Raw genomic sequence first — 17,669 nt, 5'->3', positions numbered from 1 at the left:
GCCGACCCGGGATGTGGCCAGCGCATTCAAGAAATGTCAACCACCTATCTTTTTGGTATTTCAGGAAAATTTGGGCGCATCCGGCAAATATCGGAGTCGCGACAGGCGTTCCCGGACAGCTCAGCAACTGTCGGGTTGGCTAAAATTTAGGCCATGTAAACACAAGCCTATTTTCCATGCAAGATGGAATTTTGCGGCTTGCCAAAGCTGCGCATCGCAGCACAGTATGCGCGAAATCCTGCGGGGAACAACGACAAAAAGAGGTCCTTTCATGCCAGTGCTCAACCGCGCCAGCGAACTTCAGCCCGAAGTCGCGGAGTGGCGCCGCCATCTGCACCAAAATCCGGAGCTTCTCTTCGATGTGCACGGCACGGCCGCCTTCGTGACGGAGAAGCTCAAGGAATTTGGCTGTGACGTGGTGAAGACGGGGATCGGTCGCACCGGCGTGGTCGGCATCATCAAGGGCAATCGCGGCGATGGCCCGGTCGTCGGTTTCCGTGCCGACATGGATGCCCTGCCGATTCACGAGATGTCGGGCAAGGCCTGGGCTTCCAAGACGCCTGGCAAGATGCATGCCTGCGGCCATGACGGGCATACCGCCATGCTGCTGGGGGCCGCCAAATACCTTGCCGAAACCCGCAATTTCCGCGGCTCGATCGCCGTCATCTTCCAGCCGGCCGAAGAGGGTGGCGGCGGTGCGCGCGAAATGGTCGCCGATGGCTTGATGGAGAACTTCGGTATCAAGGAAGTCTACGGCATGCACAATCATCCCGGCATGGCGGTCGGCACCTTTGCCACCCGCAAGGGTTCGGTGATGGCTGCTGCCGACCAGTTCGACATCGTCGTCGAAGGCCGCAGCGGCCATGCCGCCCAGCCGCATAAAAGCGTCGATCCAGTCCTGGCGGCTTCACAGGTGGTGGTGGCGCTGCAGTCGATTGCGTCGCGCGAAACCGATCCGCTGGGCTCCGTCGTGGTCACCGTTACCAAGATCCACGGCGGCGATGCCTATAATGTCATTCCCGACGCCGTTACCCTGTCGGGCACCGTGCGCACGCTGCTGCCGGAGATGCGCGACATGGCGGAAACCCGGATCGGCGAGATCGCCTCAGGCGTTGCCATGGCCATGGGTGCCAAGGCGACGCTGCGCTATCATCGCGGTTACCCCGTGACCATGAACCATGAGTCGGAAACCGAGTTCGCGCTCGAGATCATGCGCAAGGTGGCCGGCGATCACGCCGTCAGCGATGCTTTTCCGCCGGCCATGGGGGCGGAGGATTTCTCCTATATGCTCGAGGCGCGGCCGGGCTCCTTCGTCTTCATCGGCAATGGCAATACCGCCAACCTTCACAACTCGGCCTACGACTTCAACGACGAGGTTATTCCCTATGGCATCAGCTACTGGGTGACGCTCGCCGAGACGGCGCTCGCCGCCTGATCAAACGACCACATCTCGACACAGATAAAAACAGGGGAACGGGATATGGCCGCGGTGGAACAGGGAAAAGAGACGAGTGGGGCACCGGTCCTTTCCGTGCGAGGTCTGACGACCTCGTTCAGGATCGGCACCGAGTGGCGCTCAGTTGTGCGCAACATGAACCTCGATATCGCGGCCGGTGAAACGGTCGCGATCGTCGGCGAATCGGGGTCGGGCAAAAGCGTTACCTCGCTTTCGATCATGCGGCTTCTGCCGCAGATCACCAGCCGCATCGAAGGCAGCGTCAAGCTGGAGGGGCGCGAGCTTCTGACGCTCGATGCCGAGCAGATGCGCCAGGTGCGCGGCAACCAGATCTCGATGATCTTTCAGGAGCCGATGACCTCGCTCAATCCGATCTTTCCGATCGGCAAGCAGATCGCCGAAGCCATCACCTGCCATCGTGATATCTCGAACGCCGAGGCGAAGACGGAGGTGCTGCGACTGCTCGATCGTGTGCGGATCCCGAATGCGAAGAACCGTTTCGACGAATATCCGCATCAGTTTTCCGGCGGCATGCGCCAGCGCGTGATGATCGCCATGGCGCTTGCGTCCAGGCCTAAGCTGCTGATCGCCGACGAGCCGACGACGGCGCTCGACGTCACCATCCAGGGCCAGATCCTCGACCTGATCAAGACGCTGCAGGACGAAGAGGGCATGGCGGTGCTCTTCATCACCCATGACATGGGCGTGGTCGCGGAGGTGTCGGACCGCACCATCGTCATGTTCCGCGGTGAAGCTGTGGAGACCGGCACGACGGATGATATTTTTAACCGCGGCCAGCATCCTTATACGCGGGCGTTGCTCTCGGCGGTGCCGAAGCTCGGCTCGATGGGTGGGCGCGAGCGGCCGATGCGCTTCCCGGTGATCGACATCAAGACCGGCGATACGCTTGTGCCGGAGGCGGAGGCCGGGATCCCGGAAACCGGGAGCCGCCCGCTTCTGCAGGTGAAGAACCTGACAACCCGCTTCGACATCCGGTCCGGTCTTTTCGGTCGCAAGAGTGGGGCCGTGCATGCCGTGGAGAACGTCTCCTTCGATCTGAGGCCCGGCGAGACCCTGTCGCTGGTCGGCGAATCCGGTTGCGGCAAGTCGACCACGGGCCGTTCGATCACACGGCTTGTCGAACCGACTTCCGGCCACATTGCCGTAGACGGGTATGATGTTGCGCGGCTCGACCAGGCGGCGCTCAGAACCATGCGTCGCAGCATCCAGATGGTTTTCCAGGATCCCTTTGCCAGCCTCGACCCACGCATGAGCGTCGGGCATGCCGTCATGGAGCCCTATGTCGAGCACAAGCTGGGCTCGAAGGCGCAGGCGCGTGACAAGGCCGCCGATCTTCTCGAACGCGTCGGTCTCTCAGCCGAAATGATGCCGCGCTATCCGCACGAGTTCTCAGGCGGCCAGCGCCAGCGCATCGCGATTGCCCGTTCGCTGATGCTCGATCCGAAGATCATCGTGGCCGACGAGGCGGTGTCGGCACTCGACGTCTCGATCAAGGCGCAGGTCTGCAATCTTCTGCTCGATCTGCAGCAGAGCTTCAATCTGGCATATCTCTTCATCAGCCACGACATGGCGGTCGTCGAGCGGGTGAGCCACCGGGTGGCAGTCATGTATCTCGGGGAGATCGTCGAGATCGGTCCGCGCCAGGCGGTCTTCGACAATCCGCAGCATCCTTATACCAAAAAGCTGATGGCGGCGGTGCCGGTGCCGGATCCGGCGCGTCGCAAGCTGAAGCGCAATCTGTCGACCGACGAGATCAAAAGCCCGATCCGTCCCGTTGGTTTCCAGCCGCCGGTGCGCCAGTACCGGGAAGTGAGCGAAGGTCACCTCGTGCAGATGTGAAGCATGGTGCCAGTCCCGATACGGGGGCTGGTTTCGCCTATTGCTCGACGGGTGCGTTGCCGAAACCGACCAGCGAGACATGCGCCGTCCATTGATACTTCGTGGCGTCGATGATCTGCGGGCGCGGATGTGAAAAGCCGTGATAAAGCAGGGCGTAGCATCGGGTGAGCGTTTCGCCGGGAGCCAATGCGCGATCGTGGCGCAGGGTGCCGCGATAGGCGATCGCCGTTCGGCCTTCCTCCCGCCCGACAAGGTCGAACAACAGACGGTTCACCATCGCATCCGAATTGTTGGCCAAGGTCGCGGAAATCGGAAGGGCCGGGTCAACGCAAACGGATGCGTCGGCCGCCACCGTCACGGTGACCGCCGACACGGCGTTTTGTTGCTGGCGGGATTGGCCATCGCTGAAGAGCCAGACGATGGTGGCGATGACGGCGATCGCAGCGGTCAGCGCAATCGCCCAGGGACGACGCCTGAGGAAAAGCTCGATCAGCATCAGGGCGACGGCGGCGGTGACGACAAATGCCATCACGTCAGATTGGCTTCGATTTCATGATCCATCTCTTGAAGATAAGGGCGGCGACCGGAAAGGCAACCACAGATGCCTGCCTTGGAGTTGCCGCTTGTCTGCGCTAGGCATGCAGCACTAACCTCCGAATTCAACCTCCGACGCAGACAGGTGCATCATGCTGATTTCGCTCTATCAAATGCAGCCGCTTTCCGGCGACGTCCCGGGCAATATCGGCAAGATCGCGCAAGCGGCGATGGCGGCGGCGGAAATGGGGGCGGAACTGCTGGTAACGCCGGAGCTTGGCACGAGCGGTTATGCGCTCGGTGCCGAGTTCAAGGAGGTCGCGGAAGGCCGTGACGGGTCGATCATCGGAGCGCTGACGGAGATCGCTGCGGATTGCGGCCTTGCCATCTGTGCGGGCTTTCCCGAGCGGGACGGCAATCAGGTGTTCAATTCCTCGGTGCTCATCCGGCCTGACGGCAGCACGGAATTCTATCGCAAGAGCCATCTTTACGGCGACGGTGAGCGGGCAGCTTTCGTGCCGGGCGCCGAGCCGCCGCATATCTTCGATCTCAACGGCATCAAGACGGGCATGCTGATCTGCTATGATGTGGAGTTTCCGGAAAATGTCCGCACGCTTGCGCTTGCCGGTGCGGAACTGATCCTGGTGCCGACAGCGCTGCCCGAAGGCATCATCAGCCGGCGGGTCGCCGATACGGTGGTGCCGACACGCGCCTTCGAAAACGGGGTGTTCCTGGTATATGCCGATCTCTGCGGCAAGGAGAACGACCTCTCCTACGGCGGTCGTTCGGTGATCCTCGGTCCTGACGGTGACGAACTGGCGCGGGCTGGCATGCGCGAAACCTTGCTGGTCGCGGAGATTGATCCCAAGGCTTATGACGACGCGAAGGCGCAGAACCCCTATCTGATCGATCGCAGGCCCGGCCTCTATCGTCTGGGCTGACGCTCCGCATTGCAGCGGGCGCCCAGGTCTCCTACATCTCAGCGACAGATGAAGGAGACCCCGATGATTTTTGACGCTGCCGCGTTGTCGCTGCGCAACCTGTTCGCTCCCGAGACGCGGACCGTCTTCTGGAAGACGCTTGGTCTGACGATCCTCGTGCTCATCGGCCTGTGGTTCGGATTGCGCGAGAGCTTCATGGCCTTCATCATGCCGCTGCTGCAGGGTTTCATTCCCGAGCTTCCGGACTGGGCGGGGTGGCTGACCTTCATCTTCGGCATTCTCGCCAGCATCGGGCTGGCGCTTGGGCTGGCACTGCTGTTGTCGCCCGTTACTGCAATCATCGCCGGTCTCTTCCTCGACGACGTCGCCGAGGTGGTCGAGAAGCGGGACTATCCCAATGATCCGCCCGGCACGGCGATGCCGATGGGTCAGGCAATCATCGCCTCGATCAAGTTCTTCGGTGTGGTTATCGTCGGCAATCTCTTCGCGCTGATGCTGCTTTTCATCCCGGGCATCAACATCATCGCCTTCTTCCTGGTGAACGGCTATCTGCTCGGACGCGAATTCTTCGAGTTCGCTGCCATGCGCTTCCGCAGTGTCGAAGAGGCAAAGCTGCTGAGGTCCAGGCATTCCGGCACCGTCTTCATGGCGGGCCTGGTGATTGCGCTGTTCCTGGCGGTGCCGATCGTCAACCTTCTCACCCCGCTCTTTGCCGCAGGCCTGATGGTGCACCTGCACAAGGCGCTGACGGCTCGGGACGTGGCGCTCGCGCGCTAAGCGTCACTCGACCTCGCCGATCACTTGCTGCGGCAATTCGACGAGCGGGGCCGGGACATCCACCGTCTTTTCCGGTGACTTGCAGATGTCGGCGATGACGCAGCGCTCGCATTCGGGGCGCCGCGCCTTGCAACAGTAGCGCCCATGCAGGATCAGCCAGTGATGGGCGTGGAAGAGATACTGTTCAGGGATGATCCGCATCAGGATGTCCTCGATCTCGTCGGGCGTCTTGCCGGGCGCGAGCTTGATGCGGTTGCCGATCCGGAGGATATGCGTGTCGACCGCCATGGTCGGAATTCCGAAGGCCATGGACATCACGACATTGGCAGTCTTGCGGCCCACACCCGGCAGCGTCACCAGTTCTTCGCGGGTACGCGGCACGACGCTGCCGAAGTCGTCGACCAGCTTCTGGGACAGCGCGATGACGTTCTTCGCCTTGTTGCGGTAGAGCCCGATCGTCTTGATGTAGTCGCGGACCTTTTCCTCGCCGAGTTCAAGCATCTTTTCCGGCGTATCGGCCACCTTGAAGAGGGCGCGCGTCGCTTTATTTACGCCTGCGTCGGTTGCCTGGGCGGAGAGCGCCACGGCCACGACAAGCGTGAACGGGTTGACGTGTTCCAGCTCGCCCTTGGGCTCCGGCCTCTGGATCGAGAAACGGCGGAAGATTTCTTCCAATTCGGCCTTTGAATAAGCCGTGCGACGGCGTGTCGCCGGCTTGCGACGGGTCGCAGGATTTGACTTTTTCAAAGTTTGGGTGCTGGATTTCGGCTTCGCTACAGTCATGAAAAACCTATAATCGGGCGCGGTGATGGAAGGCAATCTCGAGCAGGCGGCGGACCAGCCGATTTTCGCAGCGGAACTGACACCCTACCGGTCGCTCGGTCGCAAGGGGTATCGCATTCTCTTTGCCATCACCGGGACCGTGTGTCTCGTCCATGCGATCTTCTTCATGGCGACCGGTGCCTGGCCGATCGGTCTGTTCTTCGGGCTCGACTTTCTGCTGCTCTACGGCGCGTTCTGGCTGAACTATCGCTCTGCGCGGGCGCGTGAAGAGGTGACGGTGTCGCGCACCGAGCTTTCGATCCGCAAGTTCACGCCGGCCGGGCGGATGACCGAGTATCAGTTCAAGACGCTCTGGGCGCGCTTCTTCGTCCAGCGGCACGAGGAGTTCGGCATCACGTCGATGATGGTTAGCGGCGAGGGCCGCGGTACCGAAGTCGGCTCCTTCCTTAACCCCGATGATCGCGAGAGTTTCGCCAAGGCCCTCACAGGTGCACTCGCTACGGCGAAGCAGCGGATCTGAGTCATCAGACATCAGCGCAAGAAACGGGTGGCGCCGAGGGCTTGCCCGTGGTGAAGTCCTGTTGAGATTGAGGATTTCGCCATGACGCTTGCGCAACAGATCGACCTTTCCCGCACCACCGACATCACACCCGATGGCTCCGACTATGAGACCGTGCGGCAGGTGATCGAGATGCTGACGCTGGACTATCAGAGCCAGCCGTCGCTGGAGGTCATCGCCGAGCGGCTGGGCCAGTCGCCGACACAGTTGCAGAAGACGTTCACGTGCTGGGCGGGCCTTTCACCGAAGGCCTTCCTTCAGGCTGTCACGCTTGACCATGCCAAGCGGCTGCTGGGACGCGAGGAACTGCCGCTGCTCGAGACGTCGCTGGAACTGGGGCTTTCCGGCCCCGGTCGGCTGCATGACCTCTTCGTCACGCATGAAGCCATGAGCCCCGGAGAGTGGAAGGCGCGCGGCGCAGGGCTGACAATTCGCTATGGCTACCACTCTTCGCCGTTCGGGCTAGCGCTCGTCATGATCACCGAGCGCGGGCTGGCGGGACTTGCTTTTGCCGATGTGGGCGGCGAGGTCGCCTGTTTCGACGACATGGCGCAGCGATGGCCGAATGCGCATTACGTCGAGGATGTTGGTGCGACAGAGCCTTATGCGGCACGCGTCTTCCACCCGGAGCGCTGGTCGGCGGAGGAGCCCTTGCGTGTCGTTTTGATCGGCTCGGACTTCCAGATCCGTGTCTGGGAGAGCCTCCTTCAGATCCCTCTCGGGAAGGCAGTCACCTATTCCGACATTGCTCGGAAGATCGGGCAGCCGACCGCCAGCCGTGCCGTGGGTGCCGCTGTCGGCCGCAATCCGATCTCGTTTGTCGTGCCGTGCCACCGGGCGCTCGGAAAGAGCGGCGCGCTGACCGGCTATCACTGGGGGTTGACCCGCAAGCGTGCCATGCTCGGCTGGGAGGCGGGGAAGGGGTGAGAACTAGTGCGGAAGCCCGCTCAGCGGGCCTGTCGTGTCGCCTCGATGCGCAGGATATTCTCTGGCGTGTCCTTTTCACTGCGCCGCCACGGCAGTTCCGCTTCGTCTGAAGGGCGAAGAAGTGCCGTCACGGTCTCGTTGCAGCTCAGCACTTCATAGCCAGCGCGGGCCGCGAGTGCACGCAGGGTGCCCTCAGAGAAATCACAGACATGGGCGAGGTGGAAATAGGACTTCAGGTCGTTCTTGTAGTCGCCTTCCGCCACCATGTTTATGCCCGGCACTTCGATGAAGAGATAATCCTGCGCCGACATCAGCGACTTGATCTGCTTGAGAGATACCAGCGGATCATGGGTGTGCTCGAGTACATGTGACAGGAGGAACAGGCGTGGCCCATCCGGCAGATGCGTGGGAAATTCCGAGACCTCAAGGTCGAGGCCGAGCGTCTCCTTGCCGTAGCGGATCGCCTCGACATCTAGGTCACAACCTTGGACGCTGCGGCAATGCGGCTTGAAGGTGTCGAGAATGCCTCCGGATGAGCAACCCATTTCGATGACCGCGAGATCGGCCAGTTGGCCCGCGGCTTCTGTCGACTTGAGAAACTGCAGAAAACGTCTGCCCTTGTCGTGCTGCTCGTCCACGAGGCGCGCGTGGTCGACCTCCATTCGTTTCGTGTAGAGACGGCGATAGTGATCGCGGTAAAAGGTGTTGAGGAAATCCTTCTTCACCGCGGGGCTCGTCTGCACCAGGCCGCAGCGGTCGCAAATCTGTTTGTCCAGATCGAAGCCGTAGCGGTCACCTTCGCAAATCAGCGTGAATTCGCTTCCGCCGCACAGGACACAAGGCCGGTTGTCGAGCCCCTGTTCGAGATAGAGGCTGCGCACGGCGTTGATGCTTTTCGAGCGGCTACTGGTCAGGCGCCGCAGGAAGGCGAAGGTTTTGCCGTAACGGAAGTGGCGAAGAAGACGCTGAGCCAAGATTCTTATCCCGAGCAGTGAAGATGTATTCTCCTAGTGGGCGGATTTGCCACCGTCAAACGCTCTTCACTCCGCCAGCCCCAGCAACTCCCGCGCCGCCGCCTCATCGGTGATCAACGTGTTGCACCCGATCCGCCGGATCGTCGCCCGGATCGCCTTGGCACGATGGGCCCCGCCTGAAGACAGGACGATGTGCTTGGCCTTCTTCAGCGTATCCAAATCGACCGACATCACGCGCTCGTTGATCGGGTGGGCGACGGTGTTTCCGTCGGCATCCAGGAAGTTGAACATTGTGTCGCAGACGCAGCCGGCGTCAACGAGTTCGGTCAATGTCTGGTGGGTGATGAAGCCTTCGGAGAGCGAGGTGGAATGCGGGCCTATGTCGCCGCAGGAGACGATGGCTAGGTCGAGGTTTTCGGCGAGGTCGTAGATCGCCTTCAACCCGCATTCCTCGATCAGCGCCCTTTTGGTGGCGACGGAATCGACCAGCAGTGGTGCCAGAAACATGTAGCATTCGGCGCCGAGCTGGCTTGCCAGCCGCCAGGTGTAGTCGATCGGGTTGGTCTGGCGCACGGCGACGATGCCACCGAGCAGCGAGACGACCTTGCAGTTTTCCCGGCCAGGTGACCGGAAACCGGCAAGCGACGCCGTCATGGTGCGGCCCCAGCCGACACCGATGGTCATGTCGTTGGTGATGACTTCGGTCAGGAACTGGCCGAGTGCCAGACCGACGGCCTTGGCGATCGAGGCGGCATCGTTGCTGTCCGGTGAGGGGACAACCACGGCTTCGTCAAGGCCATAGGCTTTTTCCAGCCACACGGCGAGATCAACGCAGTCGGCGACGCCGTCACTGATCCAGATCTGCACTTCAGCCCGTTTTCGCGCTTCCTCCAGCATGCGGATGACGGTCGAGCGGCTTATGCCGAGACGGTCCGCCACGTCCTTCTGCGTCAGGCCCTCGTTATAATACAGCCAGGCGGCGCGGATGCGCAGCGCGGCTGCGTCCGAAAGGGTGGTGTGGGTCTCGCGTCGGAGCTTGGTCAAGATCTCTCTCGAATGGGGAACTTCCAGCGGGCACTATCCGTTCTTGTGGTACTTATGTCAAATTCAAAGGACATATGTCTTGACTTTGCCGTCTTCTGACGGTGATAGTCCAGGCAACGAGACCGGCGTGCAAATGCCGGTCGCCAACCCTTTTCGCGCAGCCGAAGGATGATCTGATGACCTCGAAACTCGAACAGCTTCGTTCCATGACGACCGTGGTCGCCGATACCGGTGACATCGAGGCCGTACGCCGCCTGAAGCCTGTCGATTGCACCACCAATCCGTCGATCGTTCTGAAGGCACTCGGCACCGATGCGTTCAAGGATGCCTTCCAGGAAGCGATCACCTGGGGCAAGGCCAAGGGCGGCCAGGATGATGCCGTGATCGGTGCGATCGCCGACCGTATGGCGATCTCCGTTGGTGCTGCCTTGGCTGAACTCGTTCCGGGTCGCGTGTCGACCGAAGTCGATGCCGACCTCTCCTTCGACACTAAGGCGTCGATCGAGAAGGCACACCAGATCATCGCCGGCTACAAGGAGCGCGGCATCGAGAAGGATCGCATCCTGATCAAGCTCGCCTCGACCTGGGAAGGCATCCGCGCTGCCGAAGTGCTGCAGAAGGAAGGCATCGACTGCAATCTGACGCTGCTCTTCTCCAAGGCCCAGGCGATTGCCTGCGCCGAAGCCAAGGTCTTCCTCATCTCGCCCTTCGTCGGCCGCATCCTGGACTGGTACAAGAAGTCGACCGGTGAGGATTACACGTCCGAAACCGATCCGGGCGTGGTCTCCGTCCGCTCGATCTACAACTATTACAAGGCGAATGGCGTCAACACGATCGTCATGGGCGCCTCGTTCCGCAATGCCGGCGAAATCGAAGCGCTGGCCGGCTGCGACCGCCTGACGATCAGCCCGCAGCTGCTCGACGAGCTGAATGCGGACCAAGGCACGCTTGCCCGCGCGCTGTCGCCGGACACGGTCAAGGCTGAGCCGCATGTCTCGCTCGACGAAAAGGCCTTCCGTTGGGCGATGAACCAGGATGCCATGGCGACCGAAAAGCTTGCCGAAGGCATTCGCGGATTTGCCAAGGATATGGATACGCTGCGCGGCCAGATCGCCAAGGCACTGGCTGCCTGATCGGGCAACCAATTCTCCAATATCGAGTTCGAGGATGGCCGTGGCGAAAGCTGCGGCCATTTTTCATTCGTGCCAGGCTGCTGGTGTTGTTGAAGGGAGAGTTGACATGGCCATCATCACGGGCGGTTGCGTCTGCGGCAAGGTGCGGTTCGAGGCGGAGGGGGAGCCGGATCGTGTCGGCATCTGCCATTGCCTCGATTGCCGCAAATTTCATGGCGCGCTGTTCTACGCCGCAGCCATCTATCCAGACACGCAGGTGAGCATTACCGGCGCGGCGCAGATGTACGAGGGTCGCTATTTCTGCCTGACCTGCGGCTCGCGGGTCTTCAATCGCAGCGGCGGCGAGGTCGAGCTTCATATGGGCTCTCTCGACGACATCAATGTGTTTCAGCCGAGCTACGAACTCTGGACGATCCGGCGGGAGGGCTGGCTGCCGGAGTTTCCGGTGGGGGAGCGCCACAAGCGGGATCGACCGGGTGAGGCGGAGTGAGGCGGCGGGGTCGGCCGGATTCTGCAGTTTTCCGCTGTGGCGCCATCGCATCAATTGCGGGCAATGTCGTTCTGACCCGACTCAGGGCTGCAGGAAGTGCTGCCTTAAAGATTGACGAAGGGTTAATTTCTGCGTCATATCGCATAAATGACGAGCCTTCGAATCCGCATGGGATTCGCGCAGGCGAGCGGCGGGATTTTCCGCCTTGCGTCATTGTGATGGCGGGGGAAGCAGAGACCATCTCTGCTGCATGATGCCCGATCCAACGCCAGGCTCTCAAGAGCCATGTTTCCACTGAAAATTGCGTCCGCAGCCGCACTGCCAGATGTCGCCCGTTGTTCAACGTGCGCCTTGCAGCAGCCGCCGGGCTAGCGCGTCAACCCGGGGGAGACGCGCGCCTAGTGTGGGGTCGCAATGCATATTTGATCCACATTTCTTTAGGGCGGGCGTTGATGGCTACGATCATTCCTTCGATGAGCATCACTCAGATCAGGACGCTGGCGACATCGACGATCGCGGCTTTCTCCAGCGAAGACGTCAATGCGCTGAGCTCCGCTCAGATCGGCGCCATGTCGTCGAAGCAGATCTCGGCCTTCCAGACAGATGATTTCGACAGTCTGTCATCCAGCCAGTTGCGCGCCGTTTCGGCTGCTGCGGTGCGCGGATTGACGATGGATCAGCTCGCCGTCATCGACAGTGCCAAGATGATTGGGCTGCAGAGCGGTCAGCTCGGCGCGCTTTCTTCTATCCAGATCGCAGCGCTGTCGGCCGATCAGTTCAATGCCCTGACGACGTCCCAACTGAGCGCGCTCACCAGTGTGGCGCTTGCCGGTCTCGGCACGGACGATATTGCGACGCTGACCGCAGCCGAGCTCTCCGCTCTGTCTACACGGGCGCTTTCCGGTCTGTCCGCCACCAATTTTGCCGCACTGACCAGCAGTCAGCTTGCTGGTCTCACCACGGCCCAGATTGCCTCTCTGTCCACCGCTGTCATCGCTGGCCTTACGAGCAGCCAGATCGATGGTCTCTCTGCGCTGCAGGTCTCAGGCCTGACCTCGCGCCAGATAACGGTGCTCAACGCCGATAAATTTGCTTCCTTTGGGACTGATCAGATCGCAGCCCTGCGGAGCGGTACGGTGGCTGCCCTGTCTTCGACACAGCTGGCGGCACTCTCGACCGAGCAGATCGATGTGATGACGACCGGCCAGCTTGCGGCGCTCAGCTCCGCGGCGATCAAGGGCCTCGGGTCCGATGATATCGATGTGCTGTCCGCAGAGGATGTGGCCGCCATTTCGACGCGCGCCCTGGCCGGTATTTCGGTCGACGTCTTTGCCTCGCTCGGGTCCGCACAGCTGACGAGCCTGACTTCGGCCAAGATCGCCGCCTTGACCACGGCGCAGATCGCTTCACTGACATCGGATCAGGTCGACGGCCTCGCGTCAGCCCAGCTTGCTGGTCTGACGAGCGCTCAAGTCAACGCGCTCAACTCCGGCACGCTGCTCTCGCTTAGCACCCTGCAGATCAGCGGTCTCACCACCCGCGTGATCGCGATGCTCGGGTCGGCCAAGATCGCCGCGCTCGATAGTGCGCAGGTCGCGGCCCTCTCGACCGCGCAGCTTGCCGCCCTGTCCTCGTCGGGCGTGGCCGGGCTCGGGACCGACGATCTTGCGAACTTCACGTCCACCGAGCTTGCGGCCCTGAATTCCCGTGCACTGCAGGCGCTGACGACAGTCCAGATCGCCAGCCTGCTCTCGGCTCAGCTGACGGCGCTCTCCAGCGGCCAGATTGCGAGCCTGACGACAGCCCAGGTGGCAGCACTCAACAGCAGTCAGATCGACGGTTTGAGCACGGCCCAGATTGCGGCGCTCGGATCTGCCCAGATTGTTGCGCTCGGCAACGTCAACATCACCACGCTTTCCACCGAGCAGATCGCCGCACTGAACAGCCGTGCCATCGGCGCGCTCACCAGCGCCCAACTCGATGCGATGACCAGCGACCAGATCGCGGCGCTGACATCGGCCCAGATCGCCGCGCTCTCGTCGAGCGACGTCGCAGCACTCTTGGCCAGCGACCTGGAGACATTCTCCACGAACGAGTTCGCCGCGCTCACCTCCGCTGCCATCCGTGGCATCTCCACTTCTGTGATCGGCACCCTGTCGACCACGCTGATCGCCGCGATGAACACGCGGGCCGTGGCGGCTCTCGCCTCAGGGCAGGTTGCGGCCATGACGTCGGCGCAAATCGCCAGTCTGTCGAGCGCCCAGATTGCGGCCCTGTCGTCGACCTCGGTCGCAGCACTCGGGTCCGATGATCTCTCCACCTTCGATTCCGCCGACATTGCCGCGCTGCAATCTCGTTCGCTGGCCGGCCTGACGACCGGTGCATTCTCCAGCCTGACCTCGAGCCAGCTGGTCGCTCTTACCTCTGCTCAGATCACAGCTCTCTCGACCGCCGTGATTGGTTCGCTGCAGAGCACTCAGCTGAATGCCCTGACCACGGGCCAGATCGCGACACTGTCGTCGAGCCAGATCGCGGCGCTTTCCAGCACCGCACTTGGATTGCTCGACACGGCGCAGATCAGGGCGATCAGCACGCGTGGCATCGCGGCTCTGACGTCCCAACAGATTTCTGCCCTGAGCACGGCGACCTTCGATGCGCTGACGAGCACGCAACTGGGTGCGCTGAGTTCGTCGGCTATTCGCGCATTGACTACCGGTGCCATCGGTACCCTGACATCTTCCGAGATCGCCACTCTGCCGTCTCGTGTCATTGGCGCGCTTTCCAGCAGCGGCATCGCGGCGCTGACATCCGACCAGATTTCGAGCCTGACCGCCTCTCAGGTCGCAGCACTGACATCAGCGCAAATCGACGCCCTGACCAGCACTCAGATCGATGCACTCTCCACAGCCGCGGTCGCCGGGCTCACAAGTGCCCAGGTTCGCTCGCTGACGCCAGAGCAGTTCGGATCTCTGTCGAGCGAACAGATGCAATCCTTGAGCACGCGTGCGCTTGCTGATCTTGGCAGCACTCTATGGGCTGCGGTCGGAAGCGCGGAATTTGCTGCTCTTTCGACGTCGCAACTGGCGGCGCTTGGAAGTGCGCCGCTCGCCTCTACCCAGCTCGATACGCTGACCTCGTCGGAACTTGCCGTATTGAGCAGCCGAACGATTGCTTCCATCGCCCCATCTGCCTTCGCCACTCTCGACACCACCCAGTTGGCCGGCCTCACGTCCGGGCAGGCCTCCGCGCTGACCACGGCGCAGATTGCTGCTCTCAACAGCACGCAATTCGACGGGCTGACATCGGCCGCGATCGGTGCCTTGACCAGCGCGCAGTTGCGGGCTCTGACGTCCGATACGTTTGCCTCGCTCTCCACCAGCCAGATTACCGCAATCAACACCCGTGCTTTTGCCGGTCTCGCTTCTGCCCAGATCGCCGCCCTGTCTTCCGAGCAGATCGGCTCTCTGACGACGGCCCTCTTGGCCTTGCTCTCGAGCGCTGCGGTTGCCGGTCTCACGACCGAAGACTTGGGTGCGCTGGAATCGAGCGATATCGCCGCCATCAGTTCGCGGGCGATCGTCGGATTGTCGACGGCCAATATCGCCGCCCTCGGCAGCGCTCAGCTCGCCGGCTTGACGACATCGCAGATGAGTGCGCTGACGACGTCCCAGATCCGGGCATTGACGTCGGCGCAGGTCGCTGGCCTGACGAGCAGTCAGTTCTCTGCTCTGACATCGACACAGATCCGCAGCCTGTCGACCAGCAGCATCGTCGCTCTCAACACCGCTCAGGTCGCAGCGCTCAGTTCGCGGGTCATCGGGTCGCTATCGACTGAGCAAGTGGTTGCCATGACCACGGGGCAGATCGAGGCTTTGACCGCAGCGCAGGTCGCCGCTCTCGGATCGGCCGCGATCCGTGCCCTGGAGGATGGTGACCTGCAGCTCTTCGCCACTGAAGACATAGCCGCCATTGCCACGTCCGCGATTGCCGGTCTTTCGACCCAGGACATCGATGATCTGAGCTCTGCGCAACTCTTCGCCCTGACGACCCCGCAGGTGCAGGCCATGAACGACGTCCAGCTCGCGGCGGTTATCGCAGCCTATCAGGAAATCTGATCCGCCAGACCACGCATCGCCCTCAGGGCCTTCTGGGCCTTGGGAAGGGATCGATGATGATCTCCGGCTCGAACGATGGATTGCGCACGTCATCCGGCGGCGCAAAGCCTGTCTCCTCAAGCAGGAAGCGTCCATCGACCCAGCCTGAAATGCGGGGGCGATCCACAGTCGCGATGCGGCACCAGTAGCCGCCGCGGCTATCCTGGCAGGAGAGGCGCTCGATCGGTTGACCCTCATCGAGTGCGTGGATGACGCGGAAATTCGGGCCTGCGCCGGAGTGGACCGCGAGGCGCTTCCCAGGCGGCAGGCCGCGGACATGCCAGAGATAGGTGTCCATCAAAGTGCTGTCATCGATGTCGGGGGCGGGGATGACTTTCGGCTCTTGAGCATGCGCCGCAAGGCTCGTACCTGCGATGCAGGCGAGGGCGGTCAGGATGATCATGGTAGCGCGGTGCTGCATGCGAGGCTCCCTGAGAGGTGCTTCGCATCATACCGGCGGCTGCGGGATGCCGCCACCGCTTTGCTGCGTCAGGGTAAATGCCAACAGCCAAAAGGGAAGGGGCCACCGAGGTGACCCCTTCCCCTTATCGCCCGCAGGCCCCTGCTGAACTTAATGCGCGATCATCACGTGGCGGACGGTCGTGTAGTCTTCCAGCGCATAGATCGACATGTCCTTGCCATAGCCCGACTGCTTCATGCCGCCATGGGGCATTTCGTTGCAGAGCATGAAGTGGGTGTTGATCCAGGTGCAGCCGTAGCGAAGCTTGGCGGCGCTCTGCATGGCGCGGGAAATGTCCTTGGTCCAGACGGAGGAGGCAAGGCCGTAGTCGCTGTCATTGGCCCAGGCGACGGCCTGTTCGGCATCGGTGAAACGGGTGACGGAAACGACGGGGCCGAAGACTTCGCGGCGGACGATTTCGTCGTCTTGCGTTGCGCCGGCAATGACTGTTGGCGTGTAGAAGAAGCCCTTGTCGGAGCCGAGCTTGCCGCCGGCGACCACTTCCATGTGCTTGTGTTCGGCAGCCCGCGTCACGAAGCTTTCAACGCGGTCGCGCTGGCGTTTGGAGATCAGCGGGCCGATCTCGTTTTCGGCATCGTCGGCCTGGTTGAACTTGATCGTGGACACGGCGGCCGCGAGATCCGCGACGAAGCGGTCGTAGATCTTGTCGCTCGCATAGATGCGGCAGGCGGCGGTGCAGTCCTGGCCGGCATTGTAGTAGCCGAAGGTGCGGATGGCGGCGACGGCGGCGTCGATATCGGCATCGTCATGGATGATGACCGGGGCCTTGCCGCCGAGCTCCAGATGGGTGCGCTTCACCGTCTTGGCGGCTGCCGTCATGATCTTCTTGCCGGTGGCGATATCGCCGGTGATCGACAGCATCTGAATTTTCGGGTTGTTGATCAGCGCGTTGCCAACGCTTTCGCCGCGGCCGAGAACCACGTTCACCACGCCCTCGGGCAGGATATCGGCCATGACCTTGGCGAGCTTCAGCGCCGTCAGCGGCGTCTGCTCGGAGGGCTTGAAGACCACGGTGTTGCCGCCGGCTAGCGCTGGTGCAAGCTTCCAGGCCATCATCATCAGCGGGTAGTTCCACGGCGCAATCGAGCCGATGACGCCGACGGCATCGCGGCGGATCATTGAGGTGAAGCCTGGCAGATATTCGCCAGAGACCGGTGCCTGCAGCGTGCGGATCGCGCCGGCGAAGAAGCGGTAGCAGTCGACGATCGCCGGGATTTCATCGTTGAGCACGGCGTTGATCGGCTTGCCGCAATTGAGGCTTTCGAGCGCGGCGAAAGCAGCTGCGTCCTTTTCGATCGCGTCGGCGATTGCGAGAAGGTAGCCGGCGCGCTGGCCGGGTGTCGTCTGCGACCAGGAGACGAAGGCGCCCTCGGCAGCGTCGACGGCCGCCTCGACCTGGGCGAGTGAGGCTTCCGGGAGATCGACGATGAGTTCGCCGGTCTTGGGGTTCAGGATCTTTTCGTCCGTCTCTGTGCCGGCTTCGAACTTGGCGCCGATCAACATCTGGGTGTCCATGTCGTTCTCCCTTTTATCAGACTTCATTTGCGACAGCGCCC

At 62.0% G+C, this 17,669-nt stretch carries 15 protein-coding genes; 9 read left to right on the top strand and 6 right to left on the bottom strand.

The window, feature by feature from the left end; translation table 11 throughout:
- The first annotated feature begins 271 nt into the window (after positions 1-271).
- Positions 272-1,435, top strand: a complete 1,164-nt coding sequence (locus C0V73_RS03120; RefSeq protein ID WP_102018507.1) for a M20 aminoacylase family protein — start codon at positions 272-274, stop codon at positions 1,433-1,435.
- 45 nt (positions 1,436-1,480) lie between these two features.
- Entirely contained in the window at positions 1,481-3,316 is a 1,836-nt protein-coding gene (locus C0V73_RS03115) for an ABC transporter ATP-binding protein (protein ID WP_102018506.1), read from the top strand.
- A gap of 37 nt (positions 3,317-3,353) precedes the next feature.
- Here the strand turns inward: C0V73_RS03115 and C0V73_RS03110 are convergent, their stop codons facing one another.
- A complete protein-coding gene (locus tag C0V73_RS03110; protein ID WP_102018505.1) occupies positions 3,354-3,845 on the bottom strand; it encodes a hypothetical protein in 492 nt (163 codons plus the stop codon).
- 157 nt (positions 3,846-4,002) lie between these two features.
- Here C0V73_RS03110 and C0V73_RS03105 point away from each other — a divergent pair, with 157 nt between their 5' ends.
- Complete coding sequence (locus C0V73_RS03105) at positions 4,003-4,791, top strand: carbon-nitrogen hydrolase family protein (RefSeq protein ID WP_102018504.1); 789 nt, start codon at positions 4,003-4,005, stop codon at positions 4,789-4,791.
- 63 nt (positions 4,792-4,854) lie between these two features.
- Complete coding sequence (locus tag C0V73_RS03100; protein ID WP_102018503.1) at positions 4,855-5,568, top strand: sulfate transporter family protein; 714 nt, start codon at positions 4,855-4,857, stop codon at positions 5,566-5,568.
- 3 nt (positions 5,569-5,571) lie between these two features.
- Here C0V73_RS03100 and nth read toward each other — a convergent pair whose 3' ends face one another.
- Positions 5,572-6,351, bottom strand: coding sequence for an endonuclease III (nth, locus tag C0V73_RS03095; protein WP_102018502.1), 780 nt, complete (start codon positions 6,349-6,351; stop codon positions 5,572-5,574).
- Positions 6,352-6,376: 25 nt separating this feature from the next.
- Here nth and C0V73_RS03090 point away from each other — a divergent pair, with 25 nt between their 5' ends.
- Entirely contained in the window at positions 6,377-6,871 is a 495-nt protein-coding gene (locus tag C0V73_RS03090) for a DUF2244 domain-containing protein (protein WP_102018501.1), read from the top strand.
- An 81-nt stretch (positions 6,872-6,952) separates the two neighbouring features.
- Positions 6,953-7,837: a bifunctional helix-turn-helix domain-containing protein/methylated-DNA--[protein]-cysteine S-methyltransferase gene (locus C0V73_RS03085; protein ID WP_102018500.1), complete on the top strand. Its 885-nt coding sequence runs from the start codon at positions 6,953-6,955 to the stop codon at positions 7,835-7,837.
- A gap of 20 nt (positions 7,838-7,857) precedes the next feature.
- Here the strand turns inward: C0V73_RS03085 and C0V73_RS03080 are convergent, their stop codons facing one another.
- Both C0V73_RS03080 and C0V73_RS03075 read right to left on the bottom strand, forming a co-directional pair.
- Positions 7,858-8,811, bottom strand: coding sequence for a class I SAM-dependent methyltransferase (locus tag C0V73_RS03080; RefSeq protein ID WP_102018499.1), 954 nt, complete (start codon positions 8,809-8,811; stop codon positions 7,858-7,860).
- A 66-nt stretch (positions 8,812-8,877) separates the two neighbouring features.
- Positions 8,878-9,855, bottom strand: a complete 978-nt coding sequence (locus tag C0V73_RS03075) for a sugar-binding transcriptional regulator (RefSeq protein ID WP_102018498.1) — start codon at positions 9,853-9,855, stop codon at positions 8,878-8,880.
- 176 nt (positions 9,856-10,031) lie between these two features.
- Here C0V73_RS03075 and tal point away from each other — a divergent pair, with 176 nt between their 5' ends.
- The 3 genes from tal (at position 10,032) to C0V73_RS03060 (ending at position 15,593) form a co-directional block, all read left to right on the top strand.
- Positions 10,032-10,988: a transaldolase gene (gene tal / locus C0V73_RS03070; protein ID WP_102018497.1), complete on the top strand. Its 957-nt coding sequence runs from the start codon at positions 10,032-10,034 to the stop codon at positions 10,986-10,988.
- 106 nt (positions 10,989-11,094) lie between these two features.
- Complete coding sequence (locus C0V73_RS03065; RefSeq protein WP_102018496.1) at positions 11,095-11,478, top strand: GFA family protein; 384 nt, start codon at positions 11,095-11,097, stop codon at positions 11,476-11,478.
- Between the two features lie 452 nt (positions 11,479-11,930).
- Complete coding sequence (locus tag C0V73_RS03060) at positions 11,931-15,593, top strand: ice nucleation-like protein (RefSeq protein WP_102018495.1); 3,663 nt, start codon at positions 11,931-11,933, stop codon at positions 15,591-15,593.
- Positions 15,594-15,615: 22 nt separating this feature from the next.
- On the opposite strand, the gene C0V73_RS03055 is transcribed toward C0V73_RS03060, so the two are convergent.
- Positions 15,616-16,053, bottom strand: a complete 438-nt coding sequence (locus C0V73_RS03055; RefSeq protein WP_102018494.1) for an SH3 domain-containing protein — start codon at positions 16,051-16,053, stop codon at positions 15,616-15,618.
- Between the two features lie 150 nt (positions 16,054-16,203).
- A complete protein-coding gene (locus C0V73_RS03050; RefSeq protein ID WP_102018493.1) occupies positions 16,204-17,628 on the bottom strand; it encodes a gamma-aminobutyraldehyde dehydrogenase in 1,425 nt (474 codons plus the stop codon).
- Between the last annotated feature and the right edge of the window lie 41 nt (positions 17,629-17,669).

It is taken from the genome of Rhizobium sp. TH135 (assembly GCF_002855515.1).
In the GTDB taxonomy this organism is placed as follows: domain Bacteria; phylum Pseudomonadota; class Alphaproteobacteria; order Rhizobiales; family Rhizobiaceae; genus Allorhizobium.
The sequence above is the reverse complement of the archived record's forward strand: the minus strand, read 5'-3'. Positions and strand labels throughout refer to the sequence as shown.

Bases quoted from the DNA above. Each gene is read 5' to 3' on its own strand.
- C0V73_RS03120 (WP_102018507.1), top strand. From the start codon at position 272: ATGCCAGTGCTCAACCGCGCCAGCGAACTTCAGCCCGAAGTCGCGGAG.
- C0V73_RS03115 (WP_102018506.1), top strand. From the start codon at position 1,481: ATGGCCGCGGTGGAACAGGGAAAAGAGACGAGTGGGGCACCGGTCCTT.
- C0V73_RS03110 (WP_102018505.1), bottom strand. From the start codon at position 3,845: ATGGCATTTGTCGTCACCGCCGCCGTCGCCCTGATGCTGATCGAGCTT.
- C0V73_RS03105 (WP_102018504.1), top strand. From the start codon at position 4,003: ATGCTGATTTCGCTCTATCAAATGCAGCCGCTTTCCGGCGACGTCCCG.
- C0V73_RS03100 (WP_102018503.1), top strand. From the start codon at position 4,855: ATGATTTTTGACGCTGCCGCGTTGTCGCTGCGCAACCTGTTCGCTCCC.
- nth (WP_102018502.1), bottom strand. From the start codon at position 6,351: ATGACTGTAGCGAAGCCGAAATCCAGCACCCAAACTTTGAAAAAGTCA.
- C0V73_RS03090 (WP_102018501.1), top strand. From the start codon at position 6,377: ATGGAAGGCAATCTCGAGCAGGCGGCGGACCAGCCGATTTTCGCAGCG.
- C0V73_RS03085 (WP_102018500.1), top strand. From the start codon at position 6,953: ATGACGCTTGCGCAACAGATCGACCTTTCCCGCACCACCGACATCACA.
- tal (WP_102018497.1), top strand. From the start codon at position 10,032: ATGACCTCGAAACTCGAACAGCTTCGTTCCATGACGACCGTGGTCGCC.
- C0V73_RS03065 (WP_102018496.1), top strand. From the start codon at position 11,095: ATGGCCATCATCACGGGCGGTTGCGTCTGCGGCAAGGTGCGGTTCGAG.
- C0V73_RS03060 (WP_102018495.1), top strand. From the start codon at position 11,931: ATGGCTACGATCATTCCTTCGATGAGCATCACTCAGATCAGGACGCTG.
- C0V73_RS03055 (WP_102018494.1), bottom strand. From the start codon at position 16,053: ATGCAGCACCGCGCTACCATGATCATCCTGACCGCCCTCGCCTGCATC.
- C0V73_RS03050 (WP_102018493.1), bottom strand. From the start codon at position 17,628: ATGGACACCCAGATGTTGATCGGCGCCAAGTTCGAAGCCGGCACAGAG.